Origin of the sequence: Micromonospora sp. NPDC049374 (assembly GCF_040677165.1) — a bacterium.
Classification (GTDB): domain Bacteria; phylum Actinomycetota; class Actinomycetes; order Mycobacteriales; family Micromonosporaceae; genus Micromonospora.
Window position 1 is genome coordinate 1 of record NZ_JBFAQH010000047.1, and the last position, 1,374, is coordinate 1,374.

Below are 1,374 nucleotides of genomic sequence, written 5' to 3' on the forward strand. Positions count from 1 at the left end.
AAAAGTGCAAGATCTGTGACGGTTTTTGTCAAGCGGTGGCTTCGAGGGTGCGCCAGATTTGGCGGGCTATGTAGCGTTTGAGGCTTCGGGTGATCTCGGCTGGGGTGCGGCCTTGGTTGGTGCGGCGGTTGATGTAGTCCTTGGTGGGTTGGTGGCATCGTTGTCGGGTTTTGGCGATGGTGTGCAGGGCGGAGTTGAGGGTGCGGTCGCCGCCTCGGTTGAGGCGGTGGCGGGTGATGCGGCCGGAGCTGGCGGGGATGGGGTTGACGCCGGCGAGTGAGGCGAAGGCGGCTTCGTTGCGGAACCTGCCGGGGTGTGACCAGGCGGTCAGGGTGATCGCGGCGGTGACGGGGCCGATGCCGGGTTGGTTGAGCAGGGTCGGGCAGAGCTTGTCGACGAGGGTGCGGATCTGGGTGAGGTTGGCTTTCAGGAGCCGGTCGAGGGTCAGGATCTGCTCGGCCAGAGTCGCTAGTTGGGTCCGGCGTAGCTGGTCGAGAACGTCGCCGGTGTCGGTGGTGGTGAGGGTGGTGGCGTGTTGGATCTGTCGGAGGGTGCTCAGGCCACGCAGTTGGGTGCGTAGGTCGTCGTCGGCGGTGAGGATCACCGATTTGAACAGGTTGATGGTGGCGGTGCGGGTGTCGCTGTAGTGGCGGCGGCAGACGTGGAGCAGGCGCAGGGCTTCCCGGTCGCCGTCGGTGCGGGGTGTGGCGACGTGGTCGGCGGCCAGCACGGCACGAGCGGCGTGTGTGGCGTCCAGCGCGTCGGACTTGCCGCCTCGCCGGCGGCGGCCGGTAGCGGGTTTGGGTGCTTCCAGGACTTCCTCACCCGCGGCTCGCAGGACACGCAGCAGGCCGACACCGTGACAGCGAGCGCCGTCCAGGGCCCAGGCCCGCCGGCCCGTTCCCCGCGCGGTCGTCTGTCGGCCGGCCCAGGCCAGCAGAACAGCGGCACCTTCGGCGGTGGCCGGCACGGTGATCTCGGCCAGCACGGTCCCGACCGGAGTCAGCACCGCGGCGGTGTGCGTATCGGTGTGGGTATCCACACCGATGACCGCGTCGACACGGTCAGCCAGGCGATCTGCCAGGATGGAAGACACGGACGGTTCTCCCTTGCACGGGGCGACGTTCGGACGGCGTCGGCCCGGGAGACGATCACCCGGCGGCATATCTGTGATGAGTCACGCGACACCCGTCGCGGACAGGCTTCTGATCAGGCCAGCAAGGTGGGCCGGGCCGACGCCGGTAACCCACGAGGACAGGTCGGACTCCACGGCACACCAGCTGATGGCGGCCAGATCTTGCATGAGTCACTCGTAGATCACCGACGTCGAACCCTACCGATACCGCATCCTCCCGGAACCGGCCCACCTATAGA

At 67.6% G+C, this 1,374-nt stretch carries 1 protein-coding gene; it reads right to left on the bottom strand.

Annotation, left to right across the window (positions count from 1 at the left end; genetic code table 11):
• Window positions 1-28: 28 nt before the first annotated feature.
• Window positions 29-1,096: an IS110 family transposase gene (locus AB0J93_RS30090; protein ID WP_363925734.1), complete on the bottom strand. Its 1,068-nt coding sequence runs from the start codon at window positions 1,094-1,096 to the stop codon at window positions 29-31.
• Window positions 1,097-1,374: the final 278 nt, after the last annotated feature.